At 42.8% G+C, this 20,557-nt stretch carries 5 protein-coding genes and 1 tRNA gene; 4 read left to right on the top strand and 2 right to left on the bottom strand.

All coding sequences use genetic code 11. The features are described from left to right. Nucleotides 1–54 precede the first annotated feature (54 nt). Nucleotides 55–2,820 (top strand): response regulator, encoded by a 2,766-nt coding sequence (locus H1R81_RS11890; protein ID WP_181840950.1) that lies wholly within the window; start codon nt 55–57, stop codon nt 2,818–2,820. Nucleotides 2,821–3,060: 240 nt separating this feature from the next. Next, nucleotides 3,061–13,467 (top strand): Ig-like domain repeat protein, encoded by a 10,407-nt coding sequence (locus H1R81_RS11895; protein WP_181840951.1) that lies wholly within the window; start codon nt 3,061–3,063, stop codon nt 13,465–13,467. A 185-nt stretch (nt 13,468–13,652) separates the two neighbouring features. On the opposite strand, the gene H1R81_RS11900 is transcribed toward H1R81_RS11895, so the two are convergent. Next, a tRNA-Arg gene (locus H1R81_RS11900) sits at nt 13,653–13,724 on the bottom strand. A gap of 83 nt (nt 13,725–13,807) precedes the next feature. Next, nucleotides 13,808–16,162: a family 20 glycosylhydrolase gene (locus H1R81_RS11905; RefSeq protein ID WP_181840952.1), complete on the bottom strand. Its 2,355-nt coding sequence runs from the start codon at nt 16,160–16,162 to the stop codon at nt 13,808–13,810. Between the two features lie 246 nt (nt 16,163–16,408). Here H1R81_RS11905 and H1R81_RS11910 point away from each other — a divergent pair, with 246 nt between their 5' ends. After that, complete coding sequence (locus H1R81_RS11910) at nt 16,409–18,010, top strand: hypothetical protein (RefSeq protein WP_181840953.1); 1,602 nt, start codon at nt 16,409–16,411, stop codon at nt 18,008–18,010. Between the two features lie 232 nt (nt 18,011–18,242). Beyond that, nucleotides 18,243–20,528 (top strand): UvrD-helicase domain-containing protein, encoded by a 2,286-nt coding sequence (locus H1R81_RS11915; RefSeq protein ID WP_181840954.1) that lies wholly within the window; start codon nt 18,243–18,245, stop codon nt 20,526–20,528. Nucleotides 20,529–20,557 lie beyond the last annotated feature (29 nt).

Here is a 20,557-nt window from a genome sequence, read left to right on the forward strand (position 1 = left end):
GATTGGTTTATTTTACATGCCGCTATTGATTGTTTCCATGAAAATATTTTTACGATGAGATATCTATGCCCGATTTTTTTACTGTTTGCCTATTATAGTTGTTTTTCTCAAAAAGTTATTCTGAATGAAACTAATTCCCAAATAAACGTTGCCTCTGATTTTTCAGTTTTTGAAGACAAATCAGCCAGGTTAACCTTTGAAGAAGCCCAAAAACTCCCCTTTAAAAAAAACAATAAAAGAGTTCTTTTTTTTCCTTTTACCGACGCTGCCTATTGGCTGAAATTAGAAATAGAGAATGCCCACCCTACACAAGAAAAATGGGTTTTGAAGTGGGATAACTCACTAATGGAAAGAATTGATTTTTATATTCCTGACGAAACGGACAGGTATCAGGTCAGTGAAATGGGGGCGTTATCTGCCCATCAGAAATTCAGATATTTTGAATATTTCCCAAATCTTAATCTGTCAATAAAAGAAGGACAGACTAAGGTGATTTATGTCAGAGTAAAAAGTGAAAGAGGGCATAATGCAGAAGTATTTATCTCTACGCCAAAAATTTATGATGATAATTATTCAAGAGCACTATTTGTTCAGGGTATTATTATAGGTCTGATTTTCTTACGTTTGTTTTATGTCTTATATATATCAACATTTGCCGTAAAAGAAAAAGAATTCAGACGATACTCTCTTCTGCAAATCATTCGTTCTCTTGCTTTTTTAGGATTAAACAGTGTATTAGGCGGCATATTTACAAAAGATCCGTATCAGGCAAATATTATTAATTTTCTTGCTCAGCATATTGCTCCTATTGGTCTGGTATTAGTAATAAGAGCCATTTTACCCATTCATCGGCTTCACCCTATTATAAATATTATACTTCATGCCATTATAATCTCCAACATCATACTGGTTATTCTTATTGCTTTTGATTACCGCTGGCAATGGCTCATGGCCAGTACTTATATTTTTCTTTTCATTGAGTTTTTTGTTTTATTATTGTTTCTCTATTCATTCCTCCGTAAAATACCCTTTAACAAATATTATTCAATCCCCTTTCTTTTAGGTATATTCAGCTATTTATTTGTTCAGCTTCGATTGGTATTCGGCTTGTCTTATGCGTGGGTTATACCGTTTGCCAATTTTTGTTTTGTTGCCGAGCTGCTTGTTTTTGGCTTTTTCCTTGGAAGAATCATCATTGATTATGAAAAATCGCGTTCGGCTTCTGAAAAACAGTTGATTCTGAACCAGGAACGCACCCAGCAATTAAAAGAACTTGATACGCTTAAGACAAACTTCTTTACTAATATCTCTCATGAGTTCCGTACACCTTTAACTCTGCTTATCTCGCCATTGATTGATTTACAGAAAGAGTTTCCGAAAAGAGAGATTTTCCGCACAATGTACCGCAATGGCGAACGGCTATTAGCCTTAATCAATCAGTTACTTGATTTAAGCAAATTAGAGGCGCATCAGATGAGTGTCGAGCTTTCTGAGGTTGAACTGGTAAATTTCTTCAGAACCCTTACCAGTTCGTTTTCATCACTGGCACAGGGCAGAAATATTGCTTTTGAAGTTTCTCAGAATAAACACGTATTCTCGGCATTAATAGATAAAGACAAAACCGAAAAAATAATTACAAATCTGCTTTCTAATGCTTTCAAATTTACTCCAGAAAATAAAAGGATAGAAATCACTATTGCATATCTGCACAAAACGCCTCAAACCTCAACAGCAAAAGCAATAATAAAAGTGAAAGACGAAGGAATAGGAATTTCAGAAGAAAAACTATCCAAAATATTTGACAGGTTCTATCAGGTTGATAATTCGTCGAGCAGAGAGTTTGAAGGAACAGGTATTGGTTTAGCATTAGTTAAAGAATTAGTAAGTGTACTTAAAGGAAAGATCAGTGTAGAGAGCAAAGAAAATAAAGGAACCTGCTTTACACTTGAGCTGCCAGTTGAGGAAATTAACCAGTCTAAAACCAGTATTGAGGATAATTCTGATATAAAGCCCGCTTCAAAAGAGAATAAACTCAGTCAGGCAACTGTATTATCCGCTCTTGATATAAAAGAAAACATCCTGCTTATTGTTGACGACAATGATGATATAAGGCGATATGTAAAAAGTATTTTTGAGAAAGAATATAAAGTGATTGAGGCCAATAATGGCAAAGAAGGCATTAGAAAAGCAAATGAGCAGATCCCGGATATTATTATCAGCGATCTGATGATGCCTGAAATGGATGGTTTTGAATTTTGTCAAAACATTAAATCAGATGAAAAAACCTCTCATATTCCTGTTGTTATGCTTACAGCTAAAGCTACTGTTGACAGCCGGATTCAGGGTTTGGAATTAGGTGCTGATGATTATCTGATAAAACCATTTAATTCGGTTGAAATTCAGATAAGGATTAAAAATCTTATCGAAAAACAGGAACGTCTCAGACAATATTATACCAGAAACCTGACCAGTGCCAAGCCCTTAAATAACACTACAAATACTTTAGATATAGCCTTTTTGCAAAGAGCAAAAGATATAGTGGAAAGGCACTTAGGCAATAATTTATTTAATGCCGAACAACTGAGCGAAGAAATGCACCTGAGTCAGTCGCAGTTATTGCGTAAACTCAAAGCTCTGACGAACCTTACTATTGTTGAGTTTATCAGACAGTATCGTCTGGAAAGAGCCGCCGGGCTTCTGGTTAAACAGAATGCCACGGTTTCAGAAGTTGCCTTGCAGGTAGGATTTGAAAATATGTCTTACTTTGCCAAGGTTTTTCACGACCAATACGGTGTGTTGCCCTCCGACTACCGGAACTAAACTTTATCAGCATTTAAACGAAAAAAGCTCCATAATGGAGCTTTTTTCGTTTAAATGCTGAATATGTGGTAACAGATGCCGAATATGAGTTACCTGTTTTTGGATAGGGATAGCACCTTTGTTATACTCTTTCGTGGTTAACGAATACAGGGAGAAGGCACAAGCATCAGCTTGACGAAGCCGATGTTCTTCTCTCCTTTTTTATCAACCCGAAAGGCGTTAACCCGAAAACATATTACCATGAGAAAACTTCTATTCTGCTTTTTGCTCGCCATTCAGTTTGTCTATGCCCAGACATCCCCAAAAAGTAAATCTGTAAAAAAAACAGCCGGCAACTCTGCCATCTTACCATCAGAAACCCTGAAAGGTCTACTCTCTGAAAAAGACACATTAGTGCACCCGATGATAGATTTTTTAGGCCAGACCATAGCTACCAGAAGCCTGACAAAAGTTGAATTGTTTGTGATGAGCCAATGCCCCTATGGTGTGCAGGCTGAAAAAGAAATGCTGGGCTTTATTGAAGCCAACAAAGACAAATTTGATTTCAGGTTACATTTTATTGTCCATGAAGACACGCACGGACAACTGAAAAGTTTGCACGGGCAGAATGAAGTGGACGAGGACTTCCGCCAGTTTGCAATCTCAAGGCTATACCCCGAAAAACTATTTGCTTATTTATTGCAGAGAGCTGAAAATTATCAGGAAAACAACTGGGTTTCTGTGGCAACAAAGACAGGAATTAACCCATCTGATATTGAAGAGGCAATGAAAAAGCCCGACTTCAAAACGCTGTTTCTGGATAATATCAGACTTTCAAATGATTTGGGAGTATCAGGGTCTCCGACCGTATATGTTAATGATGAAATTTTCAAGGGTTCAATCTTACCACTATTGACCAATGCCAATTCTTTAAAAGAAAACTCCATAGCTACATCCTGTACTGCTGGCAGTGTATCTCGTTGTAATGATAATATTGCCTGTACACGCGAAACATGCGTAAATTTTACATGCACCTACACTACATTCTCCTGCCCGGGTAATGCCTGTTATAACAGGTTTTGTAATGGTGTAGGATGCACATCCAGAGCTTATGACATTAGTGAAACTTTTAGTGATTGTGGCACTATTATGAATATCAATGTAAGTGCAACAGTTATTATTCTTGGAGAGAGCGTTACCTTATCGGCCTCCTGCGACAACTCAAATACCGTAATCTGGTATGACACCTTAAACTATACCGACGAAAAAACACGGAATATTACTTATGTTCCAGGTTCAGGAGGAATATTCCCGCAAAACAGCTCTATTGGTTCAGGGAATACCTTAATAGTTTCGCCGACCCACAATACGAGGTATTATGCGTTTTGTAGCGGGCCGAATGGAAGTTACCTGAAAATGGATTCCACCTCGGCCGTAACCGTAAATTCAACCCCTGTTACTCCCAGAGACGCCAGCAATACAAGTATCTGTTATAATTCAACGGCCACCCTAACGGCCTCATGCCCCCTTGGTACTATCGGTTGGTACAATGCAAGCAGTTCGACTTTACTCTCTACGGCATCATCTTTTGTTACACCGGCTCTCACTACCAATACAACGTATCTTGTACGCTGCGAGTCTGGTGGAGAAAACAGTGATTTCATTTCGGTACTGGTTAGTGTCGAGGCTTTTATTGCTGCTCCTACGGTTACATCTTCTACGCCAGTTTCAGTATGCTCACCTACACCCATAATCATGACAGCAAGCGGTTGTACAGGAACAGTTGCGTGGTCAACGGGCAATACAGGTACAAGTCTGACCATTTCCGAACCGGGTGTATATGATAATATTTCAGCCCAATGCACAGTTGGTTCGTGCACAAGTGCATCAGGTTATGGTCCGACAAGAGAAATATTGGCACAACCTGCCCCCCCATCCCTCACAATGATTTCCAATAAAACGGTCTGTTATAATCAGAACCTGTATGTGGAAGCAAGTGAATGCGCCGGAACTGTCAGATGGTACGATAATAGTACGGGTTCGAGCTTAATAAAATCAGGAGTTGGCACCTATACTTTTTCTGCAAACTGCACAGTAGGTACATGTACCAGCAGAGATTCGGTCATAACAGGTTTAGAGATACTCCCCGCACCTGCAACGCCTGTCATAACAGGGCCCGATGTGAAAGTTGTTGCGGCACCAAATACGCTAACCCTCACCTCCAGTGGTTGTACAGGTGTTCTTTACTGGTCTACAGGAGCCACCGGTTCAAGCCTGATACTTTCCAGTGCAGGTAATTACACAATTTCTGCCAGATGTTATATAAATAATTGTTATAGCCCCTATAGCAATACGGTTTCGGGTTTAAGTATCACTGCTCCGACTACAACTACGCTTAGTACCGAATCGAACCCGATAAGCCTGGGAACAAGGGCAACACTTACAGCTATGGTTTCTCCGGCTACTGCTTCGGGTATTGTTACTTTTAAAGAGGGCACAACAGTTTTAGGAACTGCCTCATTACTGAACGGAAAAGCGGTATTTGGTATAGCTTCATTTGCCAGAGGCTTACATCAGATTACGGCATTCTATGAGGGAGACGGCTCGGCACTTCCAAGTACTTCAAATACAATTACCCAGGTAGTTAATGGGCTTTCGGCACCAAAACTCAGTTTACTGCGCCAGCAGGACAATCTGAATCGAGTTTCGGATGCAGTTATTTATGGCATGAGTAATTTAGCCGATTTTGCAAGTGATGCCCAGGGGAATATTTATATACTTGGCACTATCAATGGGCTTTTTACTTATAGAGGTATCAGTATTGAGCCGTTCAATTCAGTTTATAATATTGATATGTTCATTATGAAGATTGATTCAACCGGCAAGCCTCTATGGGCGAAAAGAGCTGGTGGGTCAAAGTCTGATTATGCCAAAACCATAGCCATCGAAGGAAATAGTATTTACACTGTGGGTTCAACAAGCGGCAGCTCAACGCTAAACTTTAACACACCTTCGGCTCCTGGCACCAATGATTTGAACATTACCTCTTCCGGTACTACCTATTTCATGACTAAATATGACCTGGATGGTAACTTTAAATGGGCCAGAATAATAAACGACAATCTCTATGATGTAGCTGATATTTCTGCTTACAGGAATAATGTTTATATATCCGGCACTATGAGGTCAAATACAACAGTTGATATGAATAATAGTGGTGGTTCACCCATTAATATCACCAGTGTAAGTTATGATGCATTTGTTGCCAGATATGATTCGGCAGGTATATGTAAATGGGCAAGAAGAGGCGGTGGCGATTATATAGACTACGGAATATCAATACAAGCAACAAAAGGTGGGGTTTATTTTTCAGGAATATTTAGTCAAAGCGCAGGTGTTTTTAATGCAAAAGCTAATTTTAATACTCCTTATCAGACCGGAGTTAATGAATTGACTTCTGATAATCTGAATGGTAATACTTTCATAGGTAAATATGACCCCCAGGGAAACTTACAATGGATAAAGAGAGGTAGCTCTGGCAGTGATAGAATTGATATCGCTGTTTCCGGAGCAAGTGTATTTATTACCGGTGATATGGTTAGTGGTAATTTTAACACACCCTCTTCCAACGCCAGTAATACTTTTACAAGTGTCGGACTCAACGATGCTTTCATTGCCAGATTTGACACCCTGGGTAATTTTCAACAATCAAAAAGAGCGGGAGGTGCAAGTTCGGATTTTGCAGACAAGATTGTCATAAAAGGTAACAAATTATATATCTCCGGCACTTTCAGGGAGTCTATGAATTTTGATACCCCATCTGCCGGTGCAGGAAATATAATTATATGTGAGGGAGACCGTAATTATTTCATAGCCCAATACGACACTACGCTTAACTTTAAATGGGCCAACCGGGCAGGCTCAACTTCTGCAACCAACAGCATATTAGGTGCAGCCGGAAGTGCTGTATATTGGGGCACATTTGCAAGTGCAATTGGCACTGTATTTAATTTTAATAGCCCATATGTGGCAGGGAGCAATGAATTAACAGGAAAGAGCGATTTGTTTTTTGCCCGGTTTACAGATGTTATTACACCTACCACTACCACCCTGACAATAAATACTAATCCGGCCAATATAGGTGATGCTGTGCAGTTTACAGCTACCGTCTTGCCCGAATCTGTTGGAGGAACAGTAACCTTTAAAGATGGGACTACGGTGCTTGGCACTGCCCCATTAGTGGGAGAATCAGCCACTTTTTCAACTAATTCATTAACTCAGGGTACGCATACAATTACGGCAGTTTTTGAGGCGGCCGGTGTATATGGAGCAAGCACTTCTAACACTATTACGCAGGTGATAAATCCTGATTGCACTCCTCCAACAATCAATATTACAGGAAATACCAATTTAAGCTGTACAAACAGTACTGTAACCAGAACTGCCAGTATCGGAAGCGGAACCCCCACATACTTGTGGTCGAATGGTTTGGGAACCAATGCAACTGCTACAATCTCTTTACCAGGAACTTACACTGTAACTGTAACAGTATCAGGTGGCTGTTCAGCTACCGCTACTACGACCGTAACAAGAGATGCCACTGCACCACCAGCCAGCATCACAGGCTCTACAAACCTGAGTTGCTCCACTTTAAGCGTCACCAGAACAGCCGCAGGCGGAGGAACTTACCAATGGTCGAATGGTTTAGGAACCAATGCTATCGCTACGATCACCGCACCAGGCACTTATACCGTAACTGTTACAGGTAGCAACGGTTGTACCGCTACTGCTACGACTACCGTAACAAGAGATGCCACTGCACCACCAGCCAGCATCACAGGTTCGGCTAACCTGAGTTGTTCTACTTTAAGCGTCACCAGAACAGCCGCAGGCGGAGGTACTTATCAATGGTCTAATGGACTGGGAACCAATGCCATTGCCAATATCTCTGCTCCGGGTACTTATACCGTAACTGTTACAGGGGCTAACGGTTGTACGGCTACTGCTACCACAAGTGTCACACAAGATGGTAGTCTGCCATCAGCAAGTATTTCCGGTTCAGCGAACCTGAGTTGTTCTACTTTGAGCGTCACCAGAACAGCCGCAGGCGGAGGAACTTATCAATGGTCCAATGGGTTGGGAACCAATGCCATTGCCAATATCTCCGCTCCGGGTACTTATACCGTAACTGTTACAGGGGCTAACGGTTGTACGGCTACCGCTACCACAAGTGTCACACAAGATGGTAGTCTGCCAAATGCCAGCATCACAGGTTCAGCGAACCTGAGTTGTTCTACTTTAAGCGTCACCAGAACAGCCGCAGGCGGAGGGACTTACCAATGGTCCAATGGACTGGGAACCAATGCCATTGCCAACATCTCTGCTCCGGGCACTTATACCGTAACTGTTACAGGTAGCAACGGTTGTACGGCTACTGCTACGACTACCGTAACAAGAGATGCCACTGCACCACCAGCCAGCATCACAGGTTCGGCTAACCTGAGTTGTTCTACTTTAAGCGTCACCAGAACAGCCGCAGGAGGAGGGACTTACCAATGGTCTAATGGACTGGGAACCAATGCCATTGCCACCATCTCTGCTCCGGGCACTTATACCGTAACTGTGACAGGTAGCAACGGTTGTACGGCTACTGCTACCACAAGTGTCACACAAGATGGTAGTCTGCCAAATGCCAGCATCACAGGTTCAGCGAACCTGAGTTGCTCCACTTTAAGTGTCACCAGAACAGCCGCAGGTGGAGGGACGTACCAATGGTCTAATGGACTGGGAACCAATGCCATTGCCACTATCTCCGCTCCGGGTACTTATACCGTAACTGTCACAGGGGCTAACGGTTGTACCGCTACTGCTACTACAAGTGTCACACAAGATGGTAGTCTGCCAAATGCCAGCATCACAGGCTCTACAAACCTGAGTTGTTCCACTTTAAGCGTCACCAGAACAGCCGCAGGCGGAGGTACTTACCAATGGTCGAATGGTTTAGGAACCAATGCCATCGCTACCATTACCTCACCAGGCACTTATACCGTAACTGTGACAGGTAGCAACGGTTGTACGGCTACTGCCACTACGAGTGTCACTCAAGATGGTAGTCTGCCAAATGCCAGCATCACAGGTTCAGCTAACCTGAGTTGTTCCACTTTGAGTGTCACCAGAACAGCCGCAGGCGGAGGAACTTATCAATGGTCTAATGGTTTAGGAACCAATGCCATCGCTACCATTACCGAACCAGGCACTTATACCGTAACTGTCACAGGTAGCAACGGTTGTACGGCTACTGCTACGACTACCGTAACAAGAGATGCCACTGCACCACCAGCCAGCATCACAGGCTCTACAAACCTGAGTTGTTCCACATTAAGTGTTACCAGAACAGCCGCTGGCGGAGGAACTTACCAATGGTCTAATGGACTGGGAACCAATGCCATTGCCACCATCTCCGCTCCGGGTACTTATACCGTAACTGTTACAGGGGCTAACGGTTGTACGGCTACTGCTACCACAAATGTCACACAAGATGGTAGTCTGCCAAATGCCAGCATCACAGGTTCGGCTAACCTGAGTTGTTCCACTTTGAGTATCACCAGAACAGCCGCAGGCGGAGGAACTTATCAATGGTCTAATGGACTGGGTACCAATGCGATTGCCAATATCTCCGCTCCGGGTACTTATACTGTAACTGTCACAGGTAGCAACGGTTGTACGGCTACTGCTACGACTACCGTAACAAGAGATGCCACTGCACCACCAGCCAGCATCACAGGTTCGGCTAACCTGAGTTGTTCCACTTTGAGTGTCACCAGAACAGCCGCAGGAGGAGGGACTTATCAATGGTCTAATGGACTGGGAACCAATGCCATTGCCACTATCTCCGCTCCGGGTACTTATACCGTAACTGTTACAGGTAGCAACGGTTGTACGGCTACTGCTACTACAAGTGTCACACAAGATGGTAGTCTGCCAAATGCCAGCATCACAGGTTCAGCGAACCTGAGTTGTTCTACTTTAAGCGTCACCAGAACAGCCGCAGGTGGAGGGACGTACCAATGGTCTAATGGGCTGGGTACCAATGCCATTGCCAACATCTCCGCCCCGGGTACTTATACCGTAACTGTTACAGGGGCTAACGGTTGTACCACTACCGCCACTACGACTGTTACAAGAGATGCCACTGCACCACCAGCCAGCATCACAGGCTCTACAAACCTGAGTTGTTCCACTTTAAGCATCACCAGAACAGCCGCAGGCGGAGGCACCTATCAATGGTCGAATGGTTTAGGAACCAATGCCATTGCCAATATCTCCGCTCCGGGCACTTATACCGTAACTGTCACAGGTAGCAACGGTTGTACGGCTACTGCTACGACTACCGTAACAAGAGATGCCACTGCACCACCAGCCAGCATCACAGGTTCAGCTAACCTGAGTTGTTCTACTTTAAGCGTCACCAGAACAGCCGCAGGCGGTGGTACTTATCAATGGTCTAATGGACTGGGTACCAATGCCATTGCCACTATCTCAGCTCCGGGTACTTATACCGTAACTGTCACAGGTAGCAACGGTTGTACCGCTACTGCTACCACAAGTGTCACACAAGATGGTAGTCTGCCAAATGCCAGCATCACAGGCTCTACAAACCTGAGTTGTTCCACTTTAAGCGTCACCAGAACAGCCGCAGGCGGAGGAACTTACCAATGGTCTAATGGGCTGGGTACCAATGCCATTGCCAATATCTCCGCTCCGGGTACTTATACCGTAACTGTTACAGGGGCTAACGGTTGTACGGCTACCGCTACCACAAGTGTCACACAAGATGGTAGTCTGCCAAATGCCAGCATCACAGGTTCAGCGAACCTGAGTTGTTCTACTTTAAGCGTCACCAGAACAGCCGCAGGCGGAGGGACTTACCAATGGTCCAATGGACTGGGAACCAATGCCATTGCCAACATCTCTGCTCCGGGCACTTATACCGTAACTGTGACAGGTAGCAACGGTTGTACGGCTACTGCTACGACTACCGTAACAAGAGATGCCACTGCACCACCAGCCAGCATCACAGGTTCGGCTAACCTGAGTTGTTCCACTTTAAGCGTCACCAGAACAGCCGCAGGCGGAGGAACTTACCAATGGTCTAATGGGCTGGGTACCAATGCCATTGCCAATATCTCTGCTCCGGGTACTTATACCGTAACTGTCACAGGTAGCAACGGTTGTACCGCTACTGCTACTACAAGTGTCACACAAGATGGTAGTTTGCCAAATGCCAGCATCACAGGCTCTACAAATCTGAGTTGTTCCACATTAAGTGTCACCAGAACTGCCGCAGGCGGAGGGACTTACCAATGGTCTAATGGGCTGGGAATCAATGCCATTGCCAATATCTCCGCTCCGGGTACTTATACCGTAACTGTCACAGGTAGCAACGGTTGTACGGCTACTGCTACGACTACCGTAACAAGAGATGCCACTGCACCACCAGCCAGCATCACAGGTTCAGCGAACCTGAGTTGTTCCACTTTAAGCGTCACCAGAACAGCCGCAGGCGGAGGAACTTACCAATGGTCTAATGGGCTGGGTACCAATGCCATTGCCAACATCTCCGCTCCGGGTACTTATACCGTAACTGTCACAGGTAGCAACGGTTGTACGGCTACTGCTACGACTACCGTAACAAGAGATGCCACTGCACCACCAGCCAGCATCACAGGTTCGGCTAACCTGAGTTGCTCCACTTTGAGCGTCACCAGAACTGCCGCAGGCGGAGGGACTTACCAATGGTCTAATGGACTGGGAACCAATGCCATTGCCAACATCTCTGCTCCGGGTACTTATACCGTAACTGTTACAGGGGCTAACGGTTGTACCGCTACCGCCACTACGACTGTTACAAGAGATGCCACTGCACCACCAGCCAGCATCACAGGTTCGGCTAACCTGAGTTGTTCCACATTAAGCGTCACCAGAACAGCCGCAGGCGGAGGGACTTATCAATGGTCTAATGGGCTGGGTACCAATGCCATTGCCAATATCTCCGCTCCGGGTACTTATACCGTAACTGTCACAGGGGCTAACGGTTGTACCGCTACTGCTACTACAAGTGTCACACAAGATGGTAGTCTGCCAAATGCCAGCATCACAGGTTCAGCGAACCTGAGTTGTTCCACATTAAGCGTCACCAGAACAGCCGCAGGTGGAGGGACGTACCAATGGTCTAATGGACTGGGAACCAATGCGATTGCCAATATCTCCGCTCCGGGTACTTATACTGTAACTGTCACAGGGGCTAACGGTTGTACCGCTACTGCTACTACAAGTGTCACACAAGATGGTAGTCTGCCAAATGCCAGCATCACAGGTTCAGCGAACCTGAGTTGCTCCACTTTAAGCGTCACCAGAACAGCCGCAGGAGGAGGGACTTACCAATGGTCTAATGGACTGGGAACCAATGCCATTGCCAATATCTCTGCTCCGGGTACTTATACCGTAACTGTTACAGCATCAGGCGGTTGTACCGCTACTGCTACCACAAGTGTAAGTTTGATAAACGATACTCAGATAAGTATCTCCAATACAGGCCCTTATAACATAAACCAGACTATTGAGTTATTTGCCTCAGGAGGTACAGAATATAATTGGACCGGTCCTGCGGCATTTTCCAGTTCTACTCAGAATCCTGCCATTCCGAATGCGCTGATTAGCAATGGTGGTATTTATACCGTAACAATTATTAATGGTGTATGTACTGCTACTGCTACGACAAGTGTTATTATCAATGGCATCGATCCATGCGCACAAATTATTGATTATCAATATGTAAAATCAGGAAATCCATACCAGCCATTATTCTCTTTAAAAGATGGCATGGTCATTCAGCAAATTCCAGATCAGGTATCAATCATGGCAGTGCCTATATGCCCGAGTATTCAGGTCGGTAGCGTAGATATGACCATTGTTGGGCCTGATATTAACTGGACAATCCTGCAAAATGTTGAACCTTTTGCTATTTTTGATAACCTCGCAGCAAATTTCAATGGACGTAATTTAATTCCCGGAACTTATACAATGACAGTAACCGGGTATCTGGAAGATAATAGAATTGGCGGAATAGTGTACGGTCCGGTTGTGACAACTTTTACCGTGACAGGTGGTGTATCAACCATTTCAACACCACAGGTATCATCTGATAATCTATGTGCCGGGAGTACAATAAACGTTAATTTTTCAACGACGGGTGCTTTCTTTCCTGACAATACCTTCCGGATTGAACTTTCAGATACACTTGGCAGGTTTATCAATCCACTAATTATTGGTATAAATTCTTCTGCCGGTACAGTGGTCTGTCAATTACCAGGAAGTCTGGTAGTCAGTGATAACTATTTAATTCGGGTTATCTCCTCCAATCAGGTAATAGTCAGCAATCCAACAATTAGTTATTTATCTGTTATTCCTGCAATAAAAAATATAACAACAGATTTCAATTCGGGAGTAATACGAGAACAATCATCTCTTCAGATAAATGCTAATAATAAGGTTGCCTCTGATGCTGATGTAATTTATCATGCGGGCAAATCTATTATATTAATACCCGGATTTACGGCTGATAGTGGAGCAGTCTTTAAAGCTGAAATTAAATCCTGTCCGAATTAAATCAATCTTTATTATTAACAATCATATTCTGTAAAAGCCGTTGAGTCTATCTTGAAATGAATTTCAAGATAGACTCAACGGCTTTTTGTCTCCTGACAGTACGTAGCTGACTTTGTGTTTATGCCAGCTGCCAGGTTCAGTAAACTTCTATCGGTGAGACGCTCACTATAAAGAAGATAAATTTGTGACCTCGCCGGGAATCGAACCCGGATCTAAAGTTTAGGAAACTTCTATTCTATCCGTTGAACTACGTGGTCTATAGTTGAGTTAGCGTAATCTAACTCAACTACAAATTTGAGCAATTTTTTGTTTCAATTCATGAATTTTATTTAAAAATTGGCTATTCAATGGCAATTTCATCCACAAATAACCAGGCAGGGTTGCCATTACCCGGGTGGTTGTCGGGTAGCTTGCCATAATTTTTGGCAAATACTCTTACATAGCGGGCTTTTTTGCCGTCAACCGCCACACCTAATTGTTGCACAGAACTACCTTTGGGAGCAGTAGCAGCCATCGGTATTTTCTTCGCACTGGTAAAGCTTTTTCCATCATTTGAAGTAAACACTTCAACTTCTGTTGGCAGCATAATCCACGAATCACTTGCGCCTTTGAAAGCAAAGGACACTTTATTGATAGTCATAGATTGCCCTAAATCAATGGTTATATCCAGGTCTTTGCCTTCAAAGCCTACCCATGTGGCACTATTGGCATCTTCACCTTTCACGCCGTTGGTTAAGCCATAGGTTTCGCCTCCGGTATAGTTTTTAGGTTGGTTTACGAGGGTATATTTACGTCCGGTTGCTTTGTTGATAAAGAAATACTTGGTCAGAATCTTGCCCAATTGTTCTCCTTTGGCAGAAAATGCTGCGGCTCTTACGCTCCCATCTTTCGTAATCACAACCCCCGACGGTTTATAAACCGGAGAGTCTGCCGTAGGTTCAGAACCATCGAGGGTATATCTGATAACGGCAGCTTTATCAACCGATTGCAGTTTAACCACCACCTGACTTTTATCATTCATAGCCGATGACGCTGTAATGTCATAATAACTTCTGGCATAATTGACCGCAAGGTATTTTAACCGCTCAAAATGGGTCTTCAGACGAGCCGTAAAATCATCATAATTTTTTAGTCTGGCCGATGTCCAGCCTGTTTCTGCAATAGCACAGGCCCGTGGATACGCCATATATTCTACCTGGTCTGGGGTTTGAATATACTCTGTCCAGAGATTGGCCTGAATACCTAAAATATGTTTAGCTTGCTCAGGAGTCAGAGCTTTAGGTGTCGGGTCATACGAATACACTTTTTCTAAAGGCAGATAACCTCCGATAGCCAGAGGCTCGGTTGAGGGGTCTGACTGATAATAATCCAGATAACAAAAGCCTGTAGGAGTCATAATGGCATCATGGTTTTGTTGAGCGGCAGCAATGCCACCCTCTACCCCACGCCAGGACATGATGGTGGCATTCGGAGAAATCCCTCCTTCCAGAATCTCGTCCCAACCAATTATTTTCTTCCCTTTTGAAGTCAGGAATTTATCGAAATGCTTGATGAAATAGCTTTGCAACTCGTGTTCATCCTTCAATCCTTCTTTCTTCATCAGATCCTGACAGAACTTGCTTTGCTTCCATGCGGTTTTAGGGCATTCATCGCCGCCAATATGCACATACTCACTCGGAAATAAAGCTACAACCTCTGTCAATACATCTTCCAAAAATCTGAAGGTTGTTTCGGTCGGGCAGAAAACATCATCATGCACGCCCCATATTCCCGTAACTTCATAAGGCCCGCCTTTCAGCGATTTTTCAGTACAGCCTAATTCAGGATACGATGCCAAAGCCGCCAACGCATGGCCGGGCATTTCTATTTCGGGGATAATCGTAATGAATTTTTTCTGAGCATAAGCAATTACGTCCTTTATTTCTTCCTGTGTGTAAAAACCACCGTGGGGTGTACCGTCAAACTTCCAGTCGTTATAATGCCCTTTCATGCTCTCTTTACGCTTCGAGCCTATTTCGGTTAGTTTCGGATATTTCTTAATCTCAATTCTCCAGCCCTGGTCGTCGGTTAAGTGCCAGTGGAAACGGTTCATTTTGTGGAGTGCCAATAAGTCAATATATCTTTTCACAAAAGAAACCGGAAAGAAATGACGTGCTACATCAAGCATACTGCCCCGATGCCCATAACGTGGGCGGTCGAAGATAGTACAAGCCGGCACAGCCCATTTGACACCCTTTTGCGGCGAACTACTGAATATCTGTGGAGGGAGCAATTGCAACAAACTTTGCAGGGCATAAAACTCACCTTTGCCGGTAGCTCCAGCCAGAATTACACCTTTGGCATCGGCTTTCAAAATGTAGTCTTCTTCGCCCAGCATTTTATTCATTACCTGCTCTTTGAGTGGTGCAAAAACAATAGTCTTGTTGGCAGGAATTAAACTATTTGGGATGTCAGCTTCTTCAATCGGCAACTTTATACCTGCCGTCACCTCCACACGTTCGGCCAGCATTTCGGCTAATGGTCTGATTCCGGCAGCACCTTTCGGAATCAGGATTTTAGTTTGAGTGTCAAAAGTAAACTCGCCAGCCAGAGGTGTCAGTTCTAATGGTTGGGGGATAATCGCATATTTATTCTGAGCAATAGTAGAAACCGAAAGAATAAGAAGCAGGCTTAACAAGCCAAATATTTTTTTCATGTGCAACGTTAGGTTTTATTGATTCCCGGGCAAAAATAAGTTTTATCTGTTAAAAAACTTGGGAATAGTGGTGTTTTTTGCATATAAAGGAATAAACCCATTTTTATTATGCTTAGTGAAGTGTATTTGAAAGCTGAAATATCCTTTTTTACCATTTAGTAAAATTTGGCGCAATTTCTACCCTAAAATCAAACAAAATAATCAAATAAGACAGAAATTCGTTTAGTATTAAACCGTTCAAAAGTCATGAAAAAATATATCCTGTTATTGCTTATAATTAATTGTACTGCTCCCCTCCTACTTGCTCAAAAAATGAATTTATCAAGAGAGGAAAAAATCAAGGCCGTTGAAATGCTTTCGGATTTTTTCGGAAAGCCAACTCCCAGCAAAACGCCTGTTCCTGATGTCATTTCCGAGAAAGGCTTGCCAACCAATCTTAATTCTGTAGACTTTGACAAGAAATTAGCTTTGTTTACGAATAGCTTTTATTTCAAGCAATCAAGTTTCAGAGATAATGAAGCACGCATTGAAGCCGATGTTTTTCATTTACCCAATATGGATCTGGTAAACGGGCAGTTTATCTGGAATAAAGCTACTGCCAAAGAGGGTGGAAACTTAGAGATAGTGCCCAAACCTGATGGTAATATGATGTCTTCAATGGATTTTTTCAATGAGGTGGTTGAGTATAAACCTCAGAATGGAAAAACTCTGAATATGATAGAGGGTACTTTCTTTTTTACCTATCCTGTCGAGTTTGTGCAGATAAACTTTACGAAAGATGATATTGGTAAAGAGAAAAATATTGAAGGTGAAAAGGTAAAGCTGATGTCGATTGAAAACGATATTGCTGTTTTTGAGATTAACCGTAAAACGGAAGACAGTCAACTGAGTTACTATGCACTGAGTGCCAAAGGTGAGCCACTTGAGTTGACAGTCATGCGCTCAGAAGTACCTAAAACGATTTATACCCTTGTAGATAAAAACGGCAAGATACCAGAAGATAAAAAGAAAGAACTGGTAGATAAATTTGATCAACTGCTTAAAGAGCCGATTATCAGTTATGTAAAGGCTTTAGGTACAATTGCCCAGTTAGTGATTATCAAACCCAAAGGCATAAGCTCCAAAAAGATTCCGATTGTGGTGCATCGCACACCGGATTTTCAGCATGGCGAAACGGTTTTAGTCAATGAGCGTTATGCTAATATACCAGAGATAAAGTATGATAAGTTTTCAGAAGCAGATCTGACGAATCTGACTCTCAAAGCAGACCGCACCAACGATGGTATGAATAATCATAAAATTATTTTATCAGTACCCAATAGTTTTAATTCGGCTTATGCCAAAGTAGAATTTAAAGACGTAGTAGCCACCAACGCAGGAAAAAACTCTCAGTTTGAGCCGCAAGGGGCTTTTTATGACGATAAACCTAAAACCTTCAGTTTCAGACTTGACCCTCCGGGCGGCGACCAGCCTATTGATGCAGATTTAATTAAAGGTACGGTGGTAATCACCTATCCGGTAGAAATCACTACCGAGATCTTTCCTGTTAATGCTCCGGCCGATCATTTCGAAATGAAAAACCCACTTACTGTAAGTTATTTTACAAATGACGATGATCTGGATAATTCGGGAGATTTTAAACCCAAACGGGCTTATGCAGCTAATGGTATGCAACTAAAAAGAGTAGAAGGTTTCTATACAGGTGGCTCTATGAATGGTAAAAATTATATGGAATACGTGTACTGGGGTATACCAGCTACCATTCAGATTGATAAGGCAACCAAATGGGTTACTAAAGAAATTCCTTTTTCATTAAAACCTGCTCCTAAGAAGCCTAAGGAGTTTTGAGATTGTTTTTTGGGTAGAGACGTGATGCATCGCTGGCGAACCGTTACGTCTCTACGAACTGAAAAACAACCTCTAAAACAATTAATTGCCCTACATTCTGCACATTCCACCATATTGTTATTACCTTTGTATTCTCTCTCCTGATACTATCGATACCATTTTGAAAAGACTTGACAAAAATATATCCTGACGATATATTTATATTTGCATTAAATTTAACGATTGAGATTCCGTGCAGAACAAGAACAATTACTTAGAGAAACTTAACCCACCCCAACGAGAAGCTGTAACTCACCCTGAAGGCCCGCTGATGATTATTGCAGGTGCTGGTTCGGGCAAAACCCGTGTACTCACTTACAGAATTGCGTGGTTAATTGAGCAGGGTGTTGACCCTTTTAATATACTGTCTCTGACTTTTACTAATAAGGCAGCAGGCGAGATGCGTAACCGTATTCAACAGATTATTGGCGCAGATGCCAAAAACCTGTGGATGGGCACTTTTCACTCCATTTTTGCCAAAATTCTACGTTTTGAGGGTAAAAGATTGGGTTATACCTCTGATTTTACGATTTATGATACCGACGATTCAAAATCTTTGATACGCAGTATTATTAAAGAATTGGGCCTTGACGATAAAACCTATCGCCCGAACTATGTTTTGAATCGTATCTCGAATGCAAAAAATGCTTTAGTATCGTGGGAGGCTTATGTCAATAATCCGATTTATATGGAAGACGATAAAGCTGCCCGTATGCCGGAAATAGGAAGACTATATAAAACCTATCAGATGCGTTGTTTCCAGGCCAATGCGATGGACTTTGATGATTTATTGTTTAATACCAATGTACTTTTCCGCGACCATCTGGATATACTAAATAAATACCAGCACAAGTTTAAACACGTGCTGGTTGATGAGTTTCAGGATACCAACGTATCGCAGTATCTGATTACCAAGAAGTTGTCTTCGGTGCATCAGAATATCTGTGTGGTGGGTGATGATGCCCAGAGTATCTATGCTTTCCGCGGTGCAAATATCCAGAATATACTCAATTTCAAGAATGATTACCCGGAGTTGCACGTTGTTAAACTCGAGCAGAATTATCGTTCTACCAAAACGATTGTCAACGCAGCCAATTCTGTCATTGCCCGTAACAAAGAACAATTAGAAAAGAATGTCTTTACTGACAACGAAGAAGGGCCCAAAATTGAGGTAATCAAAGCGGCCTCAGACAACGAAGAGGCACGGCTGATAGCCACTAATATCTTTGAAGCCAAAAATAATGAGGGGCTTAAAAACAGTGAGTTTTCGATTCTATATCGAACTAATGCCCAATCAAGAGCATTTGAAGAGGCTTTAAGAAAAATCAATATCAAGTATCGTATTGTAGGAGGCTTGTCTTTTTATCAAAGAAAAGAAATTAAAGACTTACTGGCTTATCTGCGTTTTACGGTCAATCAGAACGACGAAGAAGCTTTTAAGCGTATCATTAACTTGCCTAAACGGGGTATCGGTGATACAACGGTTGCCAAAATTGTAGTAACAGCGGCTGAAAATAACCGATCGGTATGGGAAGTTGTCAGCAATATTACTCAATTTGTAGCCGGACGGGCCGGACAGGCGATTGATGAATTTGCGACTCTTATCAAGAGTTTCAAACTGATGATTGATGAAGGCAAAGATGCCCATACAGTGGCTGCTTATATAGCTAAAACCTCGGGCATTCTACGCGAACTCTATGAAGACAAAACAGTAGAGGGGCTTTCGCGCTACGAAAACGTACAGGAGTTGCTCAACTCTGTAAAACAATTTGTAGATAACCCTGAAAATGAGGAAAAAACACTTAGTGCCTTTTTGCAAACCGTTACACTGATGACCTCGGCTGATCAGGAAGATGAAGACGGTGACCATGAACGCGTAACATTGATGACCATACATGGTGCAAAGGGCCTGGAGTTCAAATATGTGTACATTGTCGGTCTGGAAGAAAACCTCTTTCCTTCGCAGATGATGCTGCAAAGCCGTACAGATTTAGAAGAAGAGCGAAGATTATTTTACGTAGCCATTACAAGAGCTGAGCAAAAACTGACTTTGAGTTATGCCGAAACACGCTATAATTACGGGCGGTTGAATTATTGTGAGCCAAGCCGGTTTTTAGAAGAGATAGACAAGAATTTCTTACAGATGTCGAAAAATCGCTCGGTTTCTTTTGACAACACGCCGGTTAGAAATGATCGTCCGACTCCGACCCTTTCGTTTGCTAAAAAAGAGAGCATTATCTCAAACCTGAAACCTGTACAAAAAGCAGTAGCAACCACCCAGCATACGCCATCAGGTGATTTTGTGGCAAGTGATACAAGTAATTTAAAAGAGGGAGATAAAGTAGAACATCCGAAATTCGGCTTTGGCACCGTAAAAAAAATGGATGTAAATGGCACTGACAGAAAAGCAACTATTGTATTTGACGGGCAGGGAGAGAAGACTTTGTTGTTGAGTTTTGCCAAGTTGAAGATATTGTAACAAATACTATAAAAGCAAGAAAGCCTGTT

This window comes from Emticicia sp. BO119, assembly GCF_013912375.1.
GTDB lineage: Bacteria > Bacteroidota > Bacteroidia > Cytophagales > Spirosomataceae > Emticicia.

What these genes read in the sequence shown, in the direction of transcription:
- H1R81_RS11910 (WP_181840953.1), top strand. Translation starts at nt 16,409, where the DNA reads ATGAAAAAATATATCCTGTTATTGCTTATAATTAATTGTACTGCTCCC.
- H1R81_RS11895 (WP_181840951.1), top strand. Translation starts at nt 3,061, where the DNA reads ATGAGAAAACTTCTATTCTGCTTTTTGCTCGCCATTCAGTTTGTCTAT.
- H1R81_RS11890 (WP_181840950.1), top strand. Translation starts at nt 55, where the DNA reads ATGAGATATCTATGCCCGATTTTTTTACTGTTTGCCTATTATAGTTGT.
- H1R81_RS11905 (WP_181840952.1), bottom strand. Translation starts at nt 16,162, where the DNA reads ATGAAAAAAATATTTGGCTTGTTAAGCCTGCTTCTTATTCTTTCGGTT.